General features: G+C 42.9%; 12 protein-coding genes. 1 reads left to right on the top strand and 11 read right to left on the bottom strand.

Translation table 11 applies throughout. The features are described from left to right. Positions 1–28: 28 nt before the first annotated feature. The 3 genes from ACH11B_RS10095 to ACH11B_RS10085 form a co-directional block, all read right to left on the bottom strand. A complete protein-coding gene (locus ACH11B_RS10095) occupies positions 29–1,198 on the bottom strand; it encodes a FecR family protein (RefSeq protein ID WP_377613560.1) in 1,170 nt (389 codons plus the stop codon). A 67-nt stretch (positions 1,199–1,265) separates the two neighbouring features. Next, a complete protein-coding gene (locus ACH11B_RS10090) occupies positions 1,266–1,826 on the bottom strand; it encodes an RNA polymerase sigma-70 factor (protein ID WP_377613561.1) in 561 nt (186 codons plus the stop codon). 174 nt (positions 1,827–2,000) lie between these two features. Next, the gene (locus ACH11B_RS10085; RefSeq protein WP_377613562.1) at positions 2,001–2,663 is read right to left on the bottom strand and encodes an HAD family hydrolase; all 663 of its coding nucleotides are present in this window, start codon (positions 2,661–2,663) and stop codon (positions 2,001–2,003) included. Between the two features lie 205 nt (positions 2,664–2,868). Here ACH11B_RS10085 and ACH11B_RS10080 point away from each other — a divergent pair, with 205 nt between their 5' ends. Then, positions 2,869–3,228 carry a hypothetical protein gene (locus ACH11B_RS10080; protein ID WP_377613563.1) on the top strand — a complete coding sequence of 120 codons (360 nt, stop codon included), beginning with the start codon at positions 2,869–2,871 and terminating at the stop codon, positions 3,226–3,228. A gap of 162 nt (positions 3,229–3,390) precedes the next feature. On the opposite strand, the gene ACH11B_RS10075 is transcribed toward ACH11B_RS10080, so the two are convergent. The 8 genes from ACH11B_RS10075 to ACH11B_RS10040 all read right to left on the bottom strand — a co-directional run bounded on the left by ACH11B_RS10075 (position 3,391) and on the right by ACH11B_RS10040 (position 17,103). Next, complete coding sequence (locus ACH11B_RS10075) at positions 3,391–3,807, bottom strand: LamG-like jellyroll fold domain-containing protein (RefSeq protein WP_377613564.1); 417 nt, start codon at positions 3,805–3,807, stop codon at positions 3,391–3,393. A 277-nt stretch (positions 3,808–4,084) separates the two neighbouring features. Further along, a complete protein-coding gene (locus tag ACH11B_RS10070; RefSeq protein WP_377613565.1) occupies positions 4,085–4,810 on the bottom strand; it encodes a hypothetical protein in 726 nt (241 codons plus the stop codon). Between the two features lie 160 nt (positions 4,811–4,970). Next, positions 4,971–6,434 (bottom strand): SusD/RagB family nutrient-binding outer membrane lipoprotein, encoded by a 1,464-nt coding sequence (locus ACH11B_RS10065; protein ID WP_377613566.1) that lies wholly within the window; start codon positions 6,432–6,434, stop codon positions 4,971–4,973. A gap of 10 nt (positions 6,435–6,444) precedes the next feature. Next, positions 6,445–9,678, bottom strand: coding sequence for a SusC/RagA family TonB-linked outer membrane protein (locus tag ACH11B_RS10060; protein WP_377613568.1), 3,234 nt, complete (start codon positions 9,676–9,678; stop codon positions 6,445–6,447). 458 nt (positions 9,679–10,136) lie between these two features. Then, entirely contained in the window at positions 10,137–11,771 is a 1,635-nt protein-coding gene (locus ACH11B_RS10055; RefSeq protein ID WP_377613569.1) for a glycoside hydrolase family protein, read from the bottom strand. 191 nt (positions 11,772–11,962) lie between these two features. Further along, positions 11,963–12,124 carry a hypothetical protein gene (locus ACH11B_RS10050; protein WP_157622214.1) on the bottom strand — a complete coding sequence of 54 codons (162 nt, stop codon included), beginning with the start codon at positions 12,122–12,124 and terminating at the stop codon, positions 11,963–11,965. Between the two features lie 115 nt (positions 12,125–12,239). Then, positions 12,240–13,700, bottom strand: a complete 1,461-nt coding sequence (locus ACH11B_RS10045) for a RagB/SusD family nutrient uptake outer membrane protein (RefSeq protein ID WP_377613570.1) — start codon at positions 13,698–13,700, stop codon at positions 12,240–12,242. Positions 13,701–13,710: 10 nt separating this feature from the next. Next, positions 13,711–17,103 (bottom strand): SusC/RagA family TonB-linked outer membrane protein, encoded by a 3,393-nt coding sequence (locus ACH11B_RS10040; protein WP_377613571.1) that lies wholly within the window; start codon positions 17,101–17,103, stop codon positions 13,711–13,713. Between the last annotated feature and the right edge of the window lie 64 nt (positions 17,104–17,167).

Below are 17,167 nucleotides of genomic sequence, written 5' to 3'. Positions count from 1 at the left end.
TTAGCGCATTTCCGGTCAGCTTTTTCTATTACTCAGACATAATCGTCACCCTCCTTCCTTTTATTTCGTAAGTAATCTCTCCCGTAGCAGCTAAACTGCTTAACAGATGCTGCAGGCTCTTCCTTTTAGAAAAAGTACCAGCGAAAATCTTATCCTCCATATCTCCCACATAAGTAACATCGATCTGATACCAGCGTCCTATTTTCTTCATGATATCAACAATATTTTCATCGTTAAAGACAAAATATCCGTTTTTCCATGCAAGCGCGGCTTCTATGTCCGCTCGTCCAATATCCAATCGATCATCAGCCACATAAGAACGGGCCTCCTCTCCTACTTTTAGCACTTGTTGTTGATGGGCCGTTCGGACTTGAACAGCACCTTCCAATAACGTTGTTTTCATTGCTAGCTCATCTTGATACGCCTGCACATTAAATTTTGTTCCCAAAACATGGATAGTCTGTTGTCTAGTATTCACAATAAAGGGACGTCCAACGTCATATACAATTTCGAAATAGGCCTCACCTGTTAGTCGCACATTACGCGTGCGCTCAGTAAACTGCGAAGGGAACGCTAAAGAAGAATTGGCATTTAACCATACGAGCGAACCGTCAGGTAAAACGACTCGATACTCACCGCCTATCGGCGTCGCGATGGTATTGTAATTGGCAACAGGTTTCCTCCCGCTTACAGTTGTATAATTACAAGTAATTTGGCCGTCAGCAGTTTTAGTAATCCGCACCCCGGCACGCGAAGTGCTTTCTCCGGCAGATAGGCGATCCAAATCGACCGTCGAGCCATCATGTAACTTCAACTGCGCTATCGGGCGGCCAGGCGGAATCATTTGCTTAACTTCTTTATGGTTCTTTTCGTACATAAATAACCCTCCCATGCACAGAAAAATCAGTATAGAAGCGGCCATCCAATAGACCGTTCTTTGTTTTTGTCTTTTACTATTCACCACCATTCGCCTCTTAATACGGTCCATGCTAGCTTCAAGGTCGTAAGCTTTCATTTTCGCTAACCACGAGCTCACCTTGGAAGGATCATTTAATTGTTCAAAAAGTAGCTGATTGGCTTGGGATGTCTGACGCCAAACGGCGATTTCCTCTTCCTCCTCTATAGAAAGCGGCTGCTGCAATCGTTTCGAAAGTAAATAAATAATACGTTCCTGTTTATAAAAGGCCTTGCTCGTCATGTTCGGCAAATTTTTACCTTATATACGACAAACGAAGAAAGACGTACCTATTCGATTACTTGTTTTTTTAAGAAAGAAAAAGGTGAATGCATAAGAGTCCCGAAACACTTCCTGCAAATTGCTTTTTCAGCATTCTTAAAGCTCTTACTTTGTGGTTTTTTACCGTCTGTATAGATAGATCCAAGGATTGAGCAATCTCTTCATTCGTTAGGCCTTCTACAAATCCTAATTGCATCACATGCTTACATTGAGAGGGTAGATGCTGAATTGCTCTATATAATTCCGCCAACACCTCAGTATGGATTAAATCATGGAGATAGTCCTGTTCAACTTCTTCACATTGATCAAGCCAAACGCTATGTCTTTTGTGTATTCGTCCCAGTGTTTTGATAAAGTCTAGGCAGGCATTTCGGGTAGCTTGATATAGAAACGCTTTCAGATGTGTCTCATTTGTTAACACCTTCTTCTGCTTCCAGAGACGAAGAAATAGCGATTCGATAATATCTTCACTTTCCTCATCCCCTACATATTTTGCTGCGAAGAAGCGAAGCGCAGCGTAGTACGTCCTATAAGTCTGTTCGAAAACAGCATTGTCACCTAAATTGCATTGACCATCTTCGATATGCATTTCGATGTTTTATAATTGGTTAGAGAATAAAGGAGTATACGAGAAGCTCCCTTTAGTAAAGGTATAAAAAAGAAATCAAATAAAAAAAGCTATCAGCCATTCGGCTTTAGGTCCCACGCTAACAATAAAAAACCAATAACTAACAACCAATAACTAACAACTATTAACTAACTACTAACTATCTGCTAAAAACTCTTCCAATACCTGGTGAAGATTATCAAACATACGATCAACGAGCAAAGATTGACGAATCGACTCATGTGTCTGTACACCCCAGCACATCAACCCTGCGGCCTTTGCCGCGGTTGTTCCCGTTACAGAATCTTCCAGTACCAGACAATCCTGCTTGTCTACCCCTAATTGCTCTACACACATTAGGTATGGCTCAGGGTGTGGCTTCGTATTTTTAACCTCCGTACGCGTCACTAAGCACCTAAAATATTTCATCAAATCATGAGCTTCCAGATAATAAGTAGCAACTTCCCGCTTGCTGGAAGTAACAAGAGCGATCATGATTTCTTCTTTATGCAGATAGTTAATCAGCTCTTTTGCTCCTGGCATTAATGGTACTAGCTCTTCATCGTATTGCTGTGCTACTTTTGATTTGACTTTTGTCAAGAACTCATTAACATCCGGTTGAAAATTGTATTGTTTTTGCAGTACGTCAATTGCTTGGACATCGGTTTTACCCGCAAGTGATGTAAGCCAGCATTCACTGTCTAGTATAAAGCCATACGTAGCCAACACCGCTTTCCAAGCCTTATAGTAAAACCACTCTGAATCTATTAAAGTTCCGTCTAAATCAAATAACACTGCCTTCGGTTTTTTTAGCATCATATTTACCGTATTTATTTATCTCACTATAGCGGATGCAAAATGCGAAGAAAAGCCGAATTTACCTTATTAAATAAAATTTTTGTCAGTTAAGATTTCATAATTAAATTCTAGAAGATAAATATGTTCCTATTTTGACGCCAACTAAACATACTTTGGTACGGCTATTGTGCTATTATGGATAGTATTGATTTTAAACGCATTTACTATGGAAATTACAACAACTACTGTCCACGATTTACATTGGGATTTTCCAAGTTCGCAAGACTTTTCTGCTCAGATTACAAACAATAAAATCACGAAACTTTCCTTCCAGGACGTAGGGGAATTAACCAATTCACACCTCGATTCAATTAACGAGAAATATCTTCGCAACGTTCATCGGGCACTTAGCAATCTGTTTCAACATCTCGATCAAGTACGTAGCCTAGGAAATCTTCCGCAAAAAGAGGAAGAAGATACCACCAACGAAACCGATCGCGCACAGCAGCTCCGATATCTTCAAAGAGACGAGAAAGATATGCTGGAACACCGGGAGAATATTATGAACCGCATCCGGAAGTTATAATACCTATAAGTTCTATACCGCAACGGGGGAAACACATAAAACTGAAGGAGAAAACTAATATGCTATGTAGATGGAATTTATGCCTGTTTAATATAAGCTGCTTAAAAAGGGTTCTACTTTTGAAGTAGAACCTTTCAAGATTATCCTACACTTAATGCAAGCTTATATTGCACTAGCCAGGGTATCCACTTCTGCCTCTCTAAGCCAACGATTATATCGCCTTATATCATCAATTCTACCACGGAAATAGTTCTGTGAATTTTCATGAGAGCCTTCGTAATTATTACTGTAACCCATCGTTTCAGGAGGCTCCAACGGGTCGAATGTGCGATTGCTCTGATAGTTGTTCGTGAGCACCGTATTACCGTCTACCAGTACCTCGAGTGTTGATTTGCTTTTTGACCAACGTACCAAAATATGTTGCCACTGTCTACAGGCAATAACCTTTGGTGTCGCGATCCTAACATCCCCCTCTGCCCAATATAGGTTCATCGAGCTATCCGGGCTTATAATAGTAAACCAAACCGCTGTCGAGGTCAACAACAGGCTCAAAATGATGAGATCCCTTGTTTCAACCACTAATGAGTATAGTCGCGAACAATATGTTCAACCATACAAAATAATGATATTTTTTCATAAGATTGTGATAAATCTATAATTGTTTCTACGCTAACGTCCAATATAGTAGGAGAGCCAACAAGGGGATAAGCTATCAATTTAGCACAAAAAGCCAGCCATTTCCACTACAGGAATTAACGAATAGCGAAATGGCGAAAATGTGTGCAATTGGCATGAACTTCCAATAACGCTCACATTTTACAAGGATCGGAAAAGAAAAAAGTTAGTGGGTAAATCATCAATTGATGGAGCGGTTAAAAAGCGACTTTTTTACCGCTATTGAAAAATAAAACATACGGTCATTATGTTTACTAAAGGCATTTGCATAGCCATCCATTTCATCCCCAAAATAAAGCCCTAATTGTGCATTTAAATTCACCGACCAAATCGGTCCCGACAACGTGTAGCCAAACGGCACATCAACCCCTACATTAATAGGAACAAACATTCCGCTACTATTATCCTGTCCCGTTAAATGCAAATTGGTTTCTGCACTTTCTCCACCTCTATTGGCGTCTACATCATTATGAATAAAACCTAAACCGGTTCCAATATAAACGTTTCGTAAAATGGCGCGCCAAGCATGCTCTCGAATATAATTTAACTCAAAGTTATCCGTGCTTCCCGCGCTAAGCAGGCCCATGCGGGCTTTCACATTAAAATTTGCACCTAGGTAATTATTAGTGGATTGCCTACCAGTTCGATCATTCGCAGCCAATCTTCCCACCATGCCTTGTACACCGGCGGATAGATAGGGAGACATCATATAATCAAAGCCAATATGGTAACCCACTTTGAAGGGTTTCTCTTTCATCTCTCCGTGCAATTGTGTCACACCAGACCCTAATTCCACCGCTACTCCCCGGCTAAACTGCGCATATCCTTCTCTTCGTGAAAGAATCAGCAAGAGAAATAAAAGCAAGAGAACTTTATGTATCGAAAAAAAAACTTGTCGTACAGCCATTGAAACTAAAGTAAAAAAATAAATGCAAATTTCACGGCGTAATGAATAAATGCGTAATTACTTTGTATACTAAGGGCTGAAAAATGTGTAGTTTTTGCCGGTAATATGTAAAAACGGAATAGCATGGCAATACTATCCCGTTTATCTTAAATGATTAATTTTATTTTTCCCACCAAACTTTCGTCATGATATCATCACCACCGATCCGATTAGCCGCTTCCTGGTAATTCGTTGGATTTGATCTGCGGATTTCTGTTGGATACATGAAACGGGTTGGCATGACACCATCATGTAGCATATACTCTGTTTTCGGAAGTTCCGGGTAACCGGTTCGCCTATACTCAAACCACTGCTGATAATCATTATAAAATAGAGCAATATACTTTTGTTCCATCAACTGCTTCATCGTTCCATTGAATGCTACCACGGGATGGTTTAGATAGCCTTGGGGCATAACACCATTTTTCCACTGGGTGATCCCTGCAGCAACACCTTTTTCGTAAGCTGCTTTTGCCGCATTTAAATCTCCCCGTTCCAAAGCTACTTCCGCTTTAATAAGCTCCACCTCGGCATAACTCATCATCACTTCAATAATCTCCGTCCCCAAAGTGGTATAAACCATGAGGTCGGCATTCGGCTGACTTGGATTGAAATTGAATTGCGAGGCATCACCGGAATGGGCGGCCGGTACGCCTTTGTAACCGATATCGACGGGCTTACCCCCTTCTAAACGGCTGGCCCCTGTCATAAACAAGCCACGCCTCGGATCTTCTTGTGCATTCAGTAAATCGACAAAGAAGGATGCCATAGCCTTAGCATTGGCATAATCCTGCCTTCTGCCCCAGGCATAATCGTAAGGGGAATTTCCTGTAATGGTTACAAAGGCAGCTTCAGCATTACTTGTGAACACCGGATATTGATCCGGATTATCGATTATTGTTTGCAACCGTTCATAGCTATTCATTTCCGTTCTTTTAGACATGCGCAGCAATAAACGCATCAACAAGGAGTTATTAAAACGCTGCCACTTCGTCTTATCGTTACTATAAAGCAGATCCTCTCCAAACATCTTGGAGTCATCTGTCGCATAAATGGTATTCGCCTCTTCTAATTGTGCAATAAGGTTTTCATAAATTTCCTGTTGTGTATCAAAGCGTGGTTGACTGATACCTTCAGCTGCCTTCATTGCCTCAGAAAAAGGGACATCTCCGAAACTGTCGGTGAGAATCCCCATTATATAGGCCTTTAAGGTGGCCGCTACAGCTCTGTACACAGGTAAATTGTAATTGTCGGCTGCAGTTTCCATCTCCCTAATATTGGCCATCCACTTATAACACGTATTCCAAGTTCCATTTCCTGAATTTTCATTCAAGTCATAACGGTGAATCCCATTAGAAACGCTTGGATGGGGAATGCATACCTGCATCATCTGCCAATCAAAGTTGTAGCTCTGCTCGGTAAAATAAGTGCTCATGTTGTAGATAACGGGGGTAAGCATACTACCTGGTGATACCACCTCCAACTTATTAGGATCGGTATTAATTTCTTCAAAGTCCTTTGTACAGGCGCTCATCCCTAAGAAGGATACAATAGCCAATGTTTTGATATACGGTTTTAGTTTCATCAGTCAACAATTAGAATTTTACATTTAGATTCATTCCCCATGTTCGCGGTGTAGGCATTTGTCCCATCTCCACGCCTGGAATAATCGTGGCTCCATTTAAAGCTGCCGTCTCCGGATCGAAAATCGGGAACTTGGAAATCATCGCTAAGTCGCGGCCAAAGACCGCAATACTCGCACCGCCCACCCGAAGTTTTTTACATAACTCCTTGGGTAAAGCGTATTCAATACGTGCTTCCCTTAATTTAACATACGAGGCATCAAAGCTATTGGTTTCTACATTGGCTCTTCTATAATAATCAGCATACCAGGTATTAATGGCCACCGGTGTTGTATTAGGTGAATAACTGCCATCTGCGTTTTGCACCACACCATCGCCAACGACGGTACCGGTTTCCCGCCCCAATAAAGTATGACCTAACTTACCCTGTTCAGTCATTTTATGGTGACTTTGCGAATAGACAATCCCACCATATTGTCCATCAATCGATATGCTTAAACGCCAATTCTTGTAAGAGAACTCATTCTGAAAACCACCACGCCATAAAGGGTAAGCGTTACCTATTTTCTCTATATCAGTAGGTCGTAACGCCAAGCCCGTTTTTGCATCAAATACCACTTGCCCGGCCTCATTACGTACTAAACCGTAGCCATAAAGGTCTCCAATCGACCCGCCCTTCGTGGCGTAGAAATATACCGTACCACTTTCGGCATAAAGCTGTTGGTCTACTCCCATATCTTCGCTCAAAGTCAAAATCTTGTTTACATTCTTTGCCCACGTAATGGTGGTATTCCAATTGAAATCTTTACTGACTATAGGTTTGCCGCTCAGTAAGATTTCAACACCCTGATTCTGGATTTTCCCTGCGTTGATGAAGCGCTCTTGATAACCTGTTGTCACATCTAATGGAACTCGCAACACTTGATTTACCGTATTATTCGTATACAGGTTTACATCTGCATTGATGCGGTTATTAAACAGCATGAAATTCACACCCCCCTCCCACGAGGTTGAAATTTCAGGCTTAAGATCGTCATTGAACAAGATAGCAGGTGCACCGGCCGAACCAGGAAAAGGCGAAGTTTCAAAATAGCTGCGAGTACGATACGGATCGGTATCGGTGCCCACTTGAGCCCACGACAAACGTGCTTTGGCAAAAGAGATCAATTCAGGCAATTCGAATAGATCACTCAAAACATAACTTGAACTCACCGAAGGATAGAAATAGGAATTGTTGCCATCGGGTAAGGTAGACGACCAATCGTTTCTTCCGGTTACATCTAAAAAGATTTTATCTTTCCAACCGATATTGATCAAACCATAAACACTATGGGTTTTACGTTCAACAGTTTGGTTTTCGGCCACAGCCTGTGTTAGAGCATTAGACAGTTTATAGATACCCGGAACCATCAAACCCCGTGCAACTCCATTACTGGTTCTGATTTGATTATGCATAAAGTTTGCCCCTACCGACCCTGTAAAAGAGAAGTCCTCGCTTAATTTATCACGATAGGTCAACAATCCGTCCGTATTGGTCTCTTTGAAAAACACATCTTGTTGTTTATAATACCCTTGGGGGAAATTTGCCGTATTATAGGGTCGTCGTTGCTCGCGCTGATCCTGCCTCATATTTAAGCCGGAACGGAGCATCAATTCCCATTTACTGTTAAAGCTATAGATACCCTGCAAGTTCCCTTCCAAGTTGGTACTGCGCAGACTATTGGTCATCTCATAGGCAATTAAGAAAGGGTTCTCAATAAAGGAGCTAAAAGGATGGATTTGTTCTATGTTTTCCATGCCGGGCTTCCAAATGGGACGATACCAATCCAGATCAACATTCGGATTTTGGAAGATCATAAAATAGCCGATCGACTGATTGTTATAACCTGTACCCGGGAGGTTATCGCTGTTCTTATTAGTAAAAGACAACTTCGCGTTCAACTTCAATTTCTCGGTCAGTTGCGCGCTGGTATTCAAACTCGCCACTAAACGGTCGAAACCCGTGTTCGGCATAATCCACTTATTTTTGGTATGCGTAATGGAAGCTCTCGCCGAAAATCGATCGGTTGCTCCATCCAAGGCTACGCTATTAGTAAAGTTTGTTCCCGTGCGCCAAAAGCTTTTGATATTATCCTTGTAAGGTACCCATGGCACACGCGTGGCCGACTGTGCACCCGTTGCGGGATCGTATTGGAAATATGACTGACCGTCAAACTTAGGTCCAAACGCACTGGAGGTAGAACCCGTATTCGCTCCATCTTCCGATAAATCATACGAATAGTAAAGCTCACCTGCGGCGTTGCGGTTTTGCACGCCTTGCCCATATTCATACTGATAATCAGGCCAACGCAAAATATCGCTGATGCTGGTATTGGAATTGATTGTAATGCCAATCCCCCCTTCATGTTTAGCGCCTGATTTAGTGGTAATGATCAAAGCTCCGTTACCAGCTCTGCTACCGTAGAGAGCGGTTGCCGCGGCTCCTTTTAAGACGGTGATCGACTCAATATCGTCCGGATTAATATCGCCTAAACCGTTTCCGAAATCGATTGGAATATCTTTATCCGCACCACTTGCACCCGCACCATAAGCCTGATCAACTCCCGAGCTGATATTTCCATTGATCATGGGGATACCATCCACCACAATCAAGGCCTGATTTTTGGCTGGGTCGAGTGATAAATTGCCACGCAAGTTAATCCGCGAGGTATTCAGCGGACCCGAGCTGGCCTGTGTAATATTTAAACCAGCTACTTTTCCTTTAAGGGCTTCTGACCAATTGTTTGGCATCGCTTCGGTCAAGTCTTTATTATCGAGCTTAGATACCGAATAGCCCAGCGCTTTTTCATCCCTTTTGATACCCAATGCCGTTACCACCACTTCGCTTAAGTCGGTACTTGCACTGCCAAGTGAAATCAATAAGCTTTGATTATCCTCCGTAAATCTGGTGGAATACGGCTGATAACCCATGTACTGAAAGCGTACTTCCGCTCCTCGTGGTACTTTTACCTGAAATTTTCCATTGACATCAGTCACCCCGACGGCCTTACCATCAGCTATAATGGAAACGGAGGGAATCGTTTCGCCGGTTTCGGCCGACTTTACCAGGCCTGCAAGTGCAATTTCTTCCTGCGGTGCTTCTGTTAAGTGAATGTGGTTGTTTAGTTTTGCCAAACTTATCTGATTCGTAACACTGAGGCCTGCCACCAATAAGCTTGTAAAAAAATAGGGTTTAAAATGTTTCATCTGTAAATAGTTTTAATCCATCGGTAAGATGGAGCTTACCATATTTAAAATTTACATTTCCCAGTGTAATGAAAATGAAATTTTAAACATGGACGGTTCATGCTACCTTTTCAATTTGGCGCAAGAATAGCCCTATTATGTTAAGTGTAGGTTAACTTACTATTATCCGTAAAAGTTACACGGACTCGTTACAATTGTCCGGTATACTCATTACAATTTGTCTGGTATTTTATTACGTAGATAAACCTCAATTGTCCATTTTTTAGGACAAGGGAATATACCTGTCGAGGATTTCATTTCTAATTCCGCGCTAATCTAACTGAAAAACGACGAAAACATTTGGCACAGGATTTGAAAATAATAAGATAGGTTTAGGTTGATTAAAAAAAGACGAACGTCCGGCATCCCCAAAAGCCGGACGTTCTCATTTCATAGCACCGACAAAGTGTACCTCCAGCCTACCACCGAAAGTCAAAAGTCGATTTAACATTATTATTGGCTTCGATTTCAATGCTATAATTGTCATTTATCACAAGCCTGGGCAGACCTTTAGGCACTAAATCAAGCATGACCTGCTCAAAAGGATTTAGCGGTACTATTTGACCGCTGGCTACTAGCTCTTTTCTTCCATGCTGAATACGATAAAGCGAAACCTTTGCCTTATTCGAGCGTACTTCGCCGAAATTAGTCACCTCCACAACAAGCCTCTTATTATCTTTTAAAATCGGTTTTCTTGCTGATAAGATGGACTCATGATAAACTAGCCAAGGTGCTCGCGTATATCCATAAAGCAGCTTTCCCTTCTTTGATCTGCCAATCAGCTTAGGAGCGAACTCCGTTTCTGTAATGCCATGCCCTTTCGCGTCAAACCGGACGATTAAATCCTTACCATGTGCTTCTGCATCCAAAGCGCTACACCCGCCGCCATAGTTAACTTGGTCGGAAGCACCGAAACGTAAGCTTTTCACATCCACCTCTTCCAAGGGATTGAAGCCAGGCTCTGCCATAATCTTCACTCGTATTTCTTTGGTTTTATCCGTTGGCATTTTTTTGTCAAGCATACTGATTAACAAGCCCGGATTTAGCGGAATGGCAATATTTTTAGAGCTATGCATATCATTACCTTTATCAAAGTCTTTCTCTACATCGATCACCGCAAAGTTTGCCTGTATGGCCCTACCGTGGTAATCTTGCAATACTTTCATCCGCTCGAATTTATACCATGCTTCCTTTGTGCCATCTTGATGTAAAGCGATTTGATTCGTATAGGCCTCTCCAGGATCCGTTATCCAGTTAACGCCATCTTTTGATCGTAAATAAAAGGCAATTCTACCCAGCCAATCGTTCACTATTAAATGATACTGAATGTGATCACGCCAAACCACCGGGTCTTCAAATTCGCCTTCCACGTCTGGATATACACGTCGATCGCTTACCTGATAGAAAGGAGAAAGGCCGTCATTGCTAAACCAGACACCCCCTCCCCTACAGACCATGAGATAAGAACCATCCCCCCGTTTAGCAAAGGTTAGATTAGACAAACCTTCGATAATTTTTCGATCCCGTTTATCAAAGTGAAAGGTATCCTGCTTCCAAGGGCCGTTAAGTGAAGAAGCCGTATACCGTTTATCAATAACATATAACACATAAGTACCGTTTTTCAACCGGAAGACTTCGGGATTATGCCCAGCGCCTATGGTGTCCTTAATGCTATAGGGTCCGTGCATCTGTTTACTCACGGCGTGGTATACGGTCGACCGTGGCCATTGGTGATGGCCCTTCGGCCATTTTTCATCCCAGCCGCAAACATACAGGTTATAAAGCTGCCCAACACTGTCATAAACAATGTTACCGCCCCAATAAGAGCGTTCCTTATCTTCTATCCCATTATCAATATAGCGTTTCTGTACCCCCACAGCGCCCCACAATCCAGTTTGCCTATGGCCTTTAACCATTGGCGAAAAACGGTCGATGAAACGTCCGCCCATCACTAAACTGTCCCACTTTGTAGGACGGGGACGCTCAGTAACCTGACCATATACCAGCTTACTCAGTGTCAATAAGGTATAAACCGTGTAAATTAAATATTTCATATGTATATCATTTGTTTTTTATGGCACTCACGCTACATCGTGATTACTTTTATTTTAACTTCTTTCTTTCTCCGCGAAAGAAAGGAAGCAAAGAAAGCTCGCCGCTTCAAAATTTACAGGAGTGGTAGTGCCTCCCAGTGCTCGCTGTAAATTTTGGAGGCGGCATCTTGTAGAACGATCGGCTTTTACTTTTAACCGGACGTATCATTATCTTCAGCCCTAATATAGCCCTGCGCGTGGGTAAAACGGCCTTGGAGGATACCGACGCAACGAGCAGCAAAGCATTTGCAGTATTGTTCATATTGCACTATCCAAGCGTATTGAAGAAGTGAAACGGCTCCAATACGTGCCATGAATGTTTTGCCATCAGGTGCAAGATAGCCTACAAAGCCTTGATTTTGCTCAACTTTGATCAAGCAAAGTTGATTAAGAAAAAAGTTCCTTTTTTAAATTAACTTATAAATAATTTTAATAATTCGGGTTTTGCTCCAATACACCTTCACTTTTATCGATTTCCGTTTGCGGCAAAGGCCAATGATAAAAGCGCTCTTCAAATCGATACGTAAGGATACCATCTTTCACATTATTGAGCACCTCTTCTGCTATCCGCCAACGCTTCAGATCAAAATAGCGCAAGCCTTCAAAAGCCAACTCTAAACGGCGTTCCTTGCGAATAGCCGCTCGCATTGCTTCCTTGGTCAAACCCGCAGCTAGCGGATCCAACTTGGCACGTAAACGTATCGCATTTAAGGCCTCTAACACCTCCTGTGTAGGCCCTGAAAGCTCATTCTCCGCTTCTGCAAAAGAAAGCAATACCTCCGCGTAACGCAGCATAACCCAGTCTTGCTGACTTTGTGTCGAATAACCATAAGGTATCAGGCCCGGCGTCAGAAATTTCTTTAACCCGTAGCCGGTAGGCACATTATTGGAAGGCCGATGGACAACACCGTCAAAATTCACCACCTTATCAAAAATCGTCAGGTCTCGACGAATGTCACCTGGTTCAAATGCATTAAAAAAGTTAGGTAAGGGGCTAACCACCGCCCAATCACCATACCATTGATCCATTGGCGTTGCATTATTGGGTGCTAGAAACTTGATGGAAAAAATAATTTCCGGATTACCCTCTTGTGTACCGTCCCTAAAGGTGCTCTCAAAGGAGGGAGTCAATGTATAACCGGCCGCCATGATTTCTTTTGCCAAGGTACTCGCCTCGCTTAACAAAGCGGGGTCAGGCGTTCCATTTTCATCATAGGCCGCATAAAGTAACACCCGTAGTTTTAACGCTTGTGCGGATGTTTTAACTATATGGCCATCTCCACTAGCGTAAAGAGTTGATCCTAAATTGGCAATGGCTACGTCCAAGTCAGCAAGTGTCTGCGCCAATACATCCGCTTCAGCAGCCTTTGGCTGAACTTGATTTTCCAAAGTGAGCGGCTCCGTTACCACAGGCACTGCACCATAACAGGCATAGAGCATATAGTAGTAGAAGCCACGCATAAAGCGAACCTCCCCCTCATAGCGCGAACGGGCAGCTGCATCCAATTCCGCCCCCTCGTAAGCACTTAATTTAGAAAGAAAGATATTGGCCCTGGCTATGCCACTATAACATGCATTGTAAATATCAACAATATATCCTCCCGAGGAAGGAAAAATTTCACCGCGCACAATGCCTTGGCTGCCGTTATAATTATGTTGACCGTAGCCATTATCCGTCAACACATCCCAATTAGGACTACCATAGGAAAAGATGCTATTTTGCAACTGCCCATAAATAGCGGTTAGTGCCATATCAAAATCGGCTTTCGATTTCCAGTACTGATCACCCGTTAAACGATCCAAGGGATCTTTATCAAGAAAATCTTTACTACAACCACCCATGCTTAACAGAAAAAGGGTGGTACACATCCATAATATATACTTTTTCATCGTGTTCAACTTAAAATTGCACATTTAGACCAAACGAATAGATTTTGTTTTGAGGATAGCCTACGAAAACACCATTTCCGCCCCGCTCCGGATCCAAACCCGGATAATCCGTAAGGGTAAACAAGTTGTCGCCCGAGAAAAACAGACGCAGCTTTCTCAAACCTATCCGCTCTACTAAATTAGCCGGGAAGGTATAACCGATCGTGATATTCTTTAACCGTAAATAAGAAGCATCCTGTAAATAATAGCTAGATGTCCGCCGCACTTTTGCCGGTGCATCAAAACCCCAATATATTCGCGGCATCGTTGTCGACGGGTTTTCCGGTGTCCACCGATTGCGCCAATCGGTTGTGGGTGGCGATCCCTGAATAAAAGGTACCGTGCCCCAATCGGCGACATAAATTTTTCTCCCCTCTACCCCTTGGAACATAAAGGAAAGATCGAAGTTCTTCCAGCTAGCGTTGCCCGTAAAGGCATATTCAAACGAGGGATATTGACCCCCGAGATAAGTCCGGTCATCATCATCGATGATACCGTCACCATTTTGATCCTTAAAGATCAAATCACCTGGCTGTGTATCGTCATTATATTGACGGGGAGATGCCTGTATTTGTTCTTCGCTTTGAAAAATGCCGATCCACTCCAACATATAAAAAGTATCCCAAGGACGACCTTCCTCCTTAATTGTATTACTGCCAATTTCGCGCTGCCCGAACTTCACCAACTTATTTCGGAAACGATCAATGTTCCCACCAAAACTATATGATAAGCCTTCTAAAGCGCCTGATTGTACGCGTCTACTATAACGCAGCGCAAGCTCAATACCCTCATTCTGCATGGTACCACTATTGATATTTGGCGCTGTAAGCCCCACTACACCGGTTAATTGGGATGGCCGAAGAATATCGGAAGTTGTTTTCCGATACCAGTCTAGGGTAAGATCCAAACCGTTTAAAACAGCCAAGTCCAAACCAATATCGGCAATTTTGGTCGTCTCCCAAGTAAGTAGCTGGTTCGCCAAGGCCGTCTGCGCCGCACCGGTGCTTAAATTGGCATTATCAAATGGATAATTGCCGGTATAATTTAAAATATCTTGGTAAGGATATGGGTATGTTTCCTGATAAGCATATTGATAAGGTGAGCTACTCCGGATATCAATATTGATATTCTGATTTCCCAATTCCCCATAGGAGCCACGGATTTTCAGGTTATTCAACCAGCTCAAATCTGCTTGCTTCACAAAAGATTCTTCGGAAACCCGCCATGCTCCGGACACAGATGGGAAAGCCCCCCAGCGATGGTCGTTGTGCAATCGGGAGGTTCCATCATAACGCATGTTTACTTCCAATAAATAGCGTTCCTTATAATTATAGGTAAGTCGACCGAAGAATGAACGCATCGCCCACTCGTAGGTAGAACCGCTTGAGTTCTGCACTGCTAACCCCCCGGCATCCAACTCCTTCAAGTCCGTACTGAAAAAGTCGCGGCGATAGCCATATAAGTATTCATGCTTATTTGCTTCCTGGCTGAAACCAAGCTGCGCCGATAATTGATGACTGCCTGCAAAAACATCGTCATACTTTAAATAAGTAAATAAGTTGGTATATCGATTTTCGCTGTTGTTAACCCCAAGTCCCTTACCACCTACATCTAAATCTGTCGCGAAATCACCTGTTTGGTAATTATACAGCGGCACTACCGGACGCCAGTCTTTCGATTTGTCAAAGTCCGCAACAATAGCCGCTTTAGAATACCAGTTCAATTTTTTACTTAACTGCACATCCAACCAGCCTTGCAAATTAACGGAGTAGTCGCGATTCTTCCAGAATACCTCGTTCTCCACAATAGCCAACATGTTTTTATTGTTATACTCAAAATCATAGGCTTTAAATGCATAACGTCCATCCGGAAGCTTTGGCAAATACGTAGGAGCCTGTGATATGGTAGCAATAAAAGCATCTTGTGCTCCTTGACGAGGGCGGGAAACATCGCCTTGTTTTACACTTATGTTAGCCCCTATTTTAATATGGTCGTTGATAGAAGAACCAATATTAAAACGGGCATTGTACCTTTTGTATTCAAAACCCTTCATCACGCCGGGTTGATCAATATAACCCAATGATAAATTGTAGTGCGTACCACCGGTACCACCGCTGATTCCGAGATTATGTGTTTGTACAAAAGCAGGATTGAACATAATATCCAACCAATCAGCATTTGGATACTTCACCCTATCGGTTACATTCCGATATAAATCGATCGCTTCCTGAGGATATAAGCCGGCGGTATTGCCATTATTCAATCTTGCCTCATTCCAAAGTTCCATATATTCGGCCGAGTTGGTAATGAGATCGAACAATCTTGTAGGGGTGTGCACGGCACCATTAAAGGTATAGTCGACCACAAAACCGCCGGACTGACCTGCTTTGGTGGTCACTAAAATAACCCCGTTTGCTGCTCTAGATCCATAGATCGACGCAGAGGCAGCATCTTTCAATACCGACACGTTCTCGATATCATTGGGGTTAACGTCGTTTAAGCTTCCTTCTACCCCATCAATCAACACCAATGGGTTAGAACCTGCGCCACTGAAAGTACCTTGCCCACGAATTCGGACAGACAGCCCCTCGTTTCCGGGTTCACCCGAATTCTGTACAACACGTAGACCCGGCACCTGTCCTTGCAACATGGATGCGGCATTGGTTACCGGTCGTTTCACCAACTCTTCTCCACTCACGGTCGCTACGGCACCTGTTAAGTTCGCTTTCTTTTGGGTACCATATCCCACTACAACTACTTCATCAAGGTTAGCAGGATCCTCTATCATGACCACTTCCAAAAAGCTACGATTATTCAGCGATACTTCCTGCTCTTGGTAGCCGATATAACGAAACACCAGCGTCGCATTGCTCGGTACCGAGATGGAAAAAGTGCCGGTTTCATTCGTTGAAGTACCCTTACCCGCAGCGTTTTTCAGCAACACTGAAACGCCTCCCAAGGGCAACCCCGCCTTATCCCGTACGATTCCCTTTATGGCAAGCTGCTTTTGTCCACGTGCACGCCTTAATACCACATTATTGCCTGACGCCTCATAGCTAATACGTAAAGGATCCAACAATTCGTCCAATAATCCGCCCAAGGGCCGATCCTTAGCAATAATCGTTACAGTCTGATCGACATTAATGAGTGCCGGACTATAAATGAAGTGAATGTTGAAAGCCTGTTCAATGTCTTTTAACAAAGCTTGCAAGGAGACATCTTTTTTTGAAAATGTGATGCGCTCATTGAGTATTCCCTGCCCATGGGTATTGGCCGCCCACGTGCTCCCCAGAAGGAATACTGCCATTAATAATTGTAATGTGCCTGTCCTCATGACAACAATAAATGTTGATTTTTTTTCCATACATTTGGATGTTAGGTTTACTGAAAATTTAACAAATAGCCCCCAAACCACTTTGACGAGCGGT

Origin of the sequence: Olivibacter sp. EAT-5, assembly GCF_044784325.1 — a bacterium.
Classification (GTDB): Bacteria; Bacteroidota; Bacteroidia; order Sphingobacteriales; family Sphingobacteriaceae; genus Olivibacter; species Olivibacter oleidegradans.
This window is presented reverse-complemented; position numbering and strand designations above follow the sequence as displayed.

Excerpts from the sequence above, each read along its gene's own strand:
- ACH11B_RS10085 (WP_377613562.1), bottom strand. The coding sequence starts at position 2,663 with ATGATGCTAAAAAAACCGAAGGCAGTGTTATTTGATTTAGACGGAACT.
- ACH11B_RS10080 (WP_377613563.1), top strand. The coding sequence starts at position 2,869 with ATGGAAATTACAACAACTACTGTCCACGATTTACATTGGGATTTTCCA.
- ACH11B_RS10045 (WP_377613570.1), bottom strand. The coding sequence starts at position 13,700 with ATGAAAAAGTATATATTATGGATGTGTACCACCCTTTTTCTGTTAAGC.
- ACH11B_RS10095 (WP_377613560.1), bottom strand. The coding sequence starts at position 1,198 with ATGACGAGCAAGGCCTTTTATAAACAGGAACGTATTATTTATTTACTT.
- ACH11B_RS10070 (WP_377613565.1), bottom strand. The coding sequence starts at position 4,810 with ATGGCTGTACGACAAGTTTTTTTTTCGATACATAAAGTTCTCTTGCTT.
- ACH11B_RS10050 (WP_157622214.1), bottom strand. The coding sequence starts at position 12,124 with ATGGCACGTATTGGAGCCGTTTCACTTCTTCAATACGCTTGGATAGTG.
- ACH11B_RS10065 (WP_377613566.1), bottom strand. The coding sequence starts at position 6,434 with ATGAAACTAAAACCGTATATCAAAACATTGGCTATTGTATCCTTCTTA.
- ACH11B_RS10090 (WP_377613561.1), bottom strand. The coding sequence starts at position 1,826 with ATGCATATCGAAGATGGTCAATGCAATTTAGGTGACAATGCTGTTTTC.
- ACH11B_RS10055 (WP_377613569.1), bottom strand. The coding sequence starts at position 11,771 with ATGAAATATTTAATTTACACGGTTTATACCTTATTGACACTGAGTAAG.
- ACH11B_RS10060 (WP_377613568.1), bottom strand. The coding sequence starts at position 9,678 with ATGAAACATTTTAAACCCTATTTTTTTACAAGCTTATTGGTGGCAGGC.
- ACH11B_RS10040 (WP_377613571.1), bottom strand. The coding sequence starts at position 17,103 with ATGGAAAAAAAATCAACATTTATTGTTGTCATGAGGACAGGCACATTA.